This is a genomic window from Kitasatospora sp. NPDC091257 (assembly GCF_044757675.1).
GTDB classification, from domain to species: domain Bacteria; phylum Actinomycetota; class Actinomycetes; order Streptomycetales; family Streptomycetaceae; genus Kitasatospora; species Kitasatospora lactacystinica.
In genome coordinates this window covers 1-2423 of sequence record NZ_JBIVVI010001300.1, presented here as the reverse complement: position 1 = coordinate 2423, position 2423 = coordinate 1, and the positions used below count along the sequence as shown (strand labels likewise).

Here is a 2423-nt window from a genome sequence, read left to right as displayed (position 1 = left end):
CGGGGTGCGGCGGCCTCGTCGTGCCCGGGGCCCGCGAGATCGGGGCAGCCCTGCCGGTCAGGACGGCCGGGGCGGGAGCGGCAGCGGGACGGCCGGCAGGCCGTCGATGCTGGTGCCGACCAGTGGCTTGCGCTCGCAGTAGGCGCCGAACTCCTCCTCGTCCTTGCGGTCGAAGTACTGGGCGTGCAGGTCGCGGTCGGCGCGGTAGTCCATGAACGGCACCGCGTACCCGCAGGAGTCGCTGACCCGCTCGGCCTCGACCAGCACGATCGCCCGCAGACCGGAGCCGTCCGCGGCCGGGTCGAAGTGGCGCAGCAGTCCTGCGAACCGCGGGTCGTCCCGGAAGACCGGCTCGCCGCGCCCGTGCACCCGCACCACGGTCGGCGGGCCCTCGAAGGCGCACCACATCAGGGTGATCCGGCCGTTCTCCCGCAGGTGGGCGACGGTCTCGGCCTGTGAGCCGCCGAAGTCCAGATAGGCGAGGGTGAGTTCGTCGATCACCACGAGCGTCCCGGCGCGGCCCTTGGGCGAGAGGTTGACGTGCCCGTCGGCGGCCAGCGGGGCGGTGGCGACGAAGTAGACCGGCTGGCGCTCGATGAAACCGCGCAGCCGGCCGTCGATGCGTTCGTACTGCTTTCCCATGGGCGCAAGTGTGCCCGCATCCCGACTGGTGGGAAAGGAGGTTCCGACCCCTGAGACGGCCTCTCGGGCGGCCCGGGCCGTCCGAAGCCGACCGACCGCCGTCCGCGCCCTCCAAAGGCCGCCCGGCGGCGCCTACGATGGTTCGGGTACCTGCCACCCGCCAGGCCGAGCACGGGAGTTGCGATGACCCGGAGCACCCTCCCCACCACCGCGCCCGGGACGGTCCTCGGCACCCCCGCCGCGCCGCTGCGCCCGTACGTCCTCGGCTACCGCGGCTACCGGCTGGCCCTGCGCCAGCCGCTCCGACGGCTGGAGGTGCCGACGGACGTGGTCACCGTGGCCCTCGCCTTCGAAGGCACGATGAGCCTCACCGACGCCGTCTCGCCCGCGCCCGCCACCGCCTTCGGCTCGGTCGCGGCCGGGCTGCGCCGCACCGCGACGATCGCCGAACACGCGGGCGTGCTGCACGGTTTGGCCGTCTCGCTCACTCCGCAGGGCGCCTTCCGGGCGTTCGGTCCGCTGGCCGGCGAGCTCGGCGGGCACTGGGCCGAGGCCGGGGACGTGCTGGGCCCGCGGCTGCGGGCGCTGACCGACCGGCTGGCCCACGCCCCGAGCTGGCCGGCCCGGTTCGCCATGCTGGACGGCTACTTCGGTGCGCTGTTCGCGTACGGGCCGGACTGGGACCCGTCCGTGCACTGGGTCTGGCGGCAGCTGCGGCACACCCACGGGCTGGTGCCGATCGGCGCCCTGGTCGAGGGCACCGGCTGGAGCCGCCGCAGGCTGGAGCTGCGCTTCCGCGAGCACCTCGGGCTGGCCCCCAAGCAGGCGGCCGGCATCCTCCGGCTCCAGCGCACCCTCCACGTCCTGACCGCCCACGAGGAGCGGACAGCCGGGGACCACCCCTTCGGGCGCCGCCCCGCCGGGGCGCGAACCACGGGCGCCGACCTGGCCACGCGCTGCGGCTACTACGACCAGTCGCACCTCGACCGGACCTTCCGCGCCATGGTCGGCCGCTCGCCGAGCGCGTTCCTGGCGTCCCGGCGCACCGCCGCCGCCCTGCCCGAGCCCGCCGGCCGGGTCACCGACCGGGTCACCGGGCGGGTGACCAGCACCCTCCTGGACGCCGGAGGCTGAGGCGCACGCCTGCGCACGGCGCGTGGTCTCCGAATGTGCGCGATCGCCGACGGTGCGCATTTGTACAAGACGAACCGGTGCCCCGCCCGGCACGCTCGAAGAGCCCGGCCGGTACGGGGGACCGGCCGGTCACGGGGGCGGGCAGGCACGGGGCACGCGGGGTGTCAGCCGGTCACTGCTTCATGTAGACGCTGTCCATGAACTCGATGATCTGCTGATCGGTCAGCCGCTGGCCGTCGCGGTGCCCCATCGCCAGGTCGGCCTCGCTGATCATGCCGACCAGCCGGTCGCCGTCGATCACCGGGATGCGCCGGATCTGGTGCTGCTCCATCTTGCGCAGCACCGCCTCCATGCTGTCCTCGGCGCGCACGCAGTGCAGGTGGCCGGAGAGCTCCATGGCCGTCATCTTGGCCGGGTCCTTGCCCTCCGCGATACATCGCAGCACGATGTCGCGGTCGGTGATGATGCCCTTCAGCTTCTGGTCGTCGCCGCAGATCGGCAGCGCGCCCACGTTCTTGTCGCGCATCATCCGCGCGGCCTCGGCCAGCGTCTGGTGGGCGCCGACGCACTGGGCGCCGGTGTGCATGATGTCTCGGGCAGTGGTGGTCACGGGGACTCCTTCGTCGGTGGTTCCCCCCGCTGGTCCC

3 protein-coding genes are annotated in these 2423 nt (G+C 73.8%); 1 reads left to right on the top strand and 2 read right to left on the bottom strand.

Annotated features, from left to right (window positions below; genetic code table 11):
- Window positions 1-57: 57 nt before the first annotated feature.
- On the bottom strand, window positions 58-642 hold the full coding sequence (locus ACIQOV_RS37570; RefSeq protein WP_380549213.1) for a pyridoxamine 5'-phosphate oxidase family protein: 585 nt from the start codon (window positions 640-642) through the stop codon (window positions 58-60).
- A 183-nt stretch (window positions 643-825) separates the two neighbouring features.
- Between ACIQOV_RS37570 and ACIQOV_RS37565 the strand changes: the two genes are divergently transcribed.
- Entirely contained in the window at window positions 826-1776 is a 951-nt protein-coding gene (locus ACIQOV_RS37565) for an AraC family transcriptional regulator (RefSeq protein ID WP_401055268.1), read from the top strand.
- 172 nt (window positions 1777-1948) lie between these two features.
- On the opposite strand, the gene ACIQOV_RS37560 is transcribed toward ACIQOV_RS37565, so the two are convergent.
- Complete coding sequence (locus ACIQOV_RS37560; protein ID WP_401055269.1) at window positions 1949-2362, bottom strand: CBS domain-containing protein; 414 nt, start codon at window positions 2360-2362, stop codon at window positions 1949-1951.
- Between the last annotated feature and the right edge of the window lie 61 nt (window positions 2363-2423).

Bases quoted from the DNA above. Each gene is read 5' to 3' on its own strand.
- ACIQOV_RS37560 (WP_401055269.1), bottom strand. From the start codon at position 2,362: ATGCACACCGGCGCCCAGTGCGTCGGCGCCCACCAGACGCTGGCCGAG.
- ACIQOV_RS37565 (WP_401055268.1), top strand. From the start codon at position 826: ATGACCCGGAGCACCCTCCCCACCACCGCGCCCGGGACGGTCCTCGGC.
- ACIQOV_RS37570 (WP_380549213.1), bottom strand. From the start codon at position 642: ATGGGAAAGCAGTACGAACGCATCGACGGCCGGCTGCGCGGTTTCATC.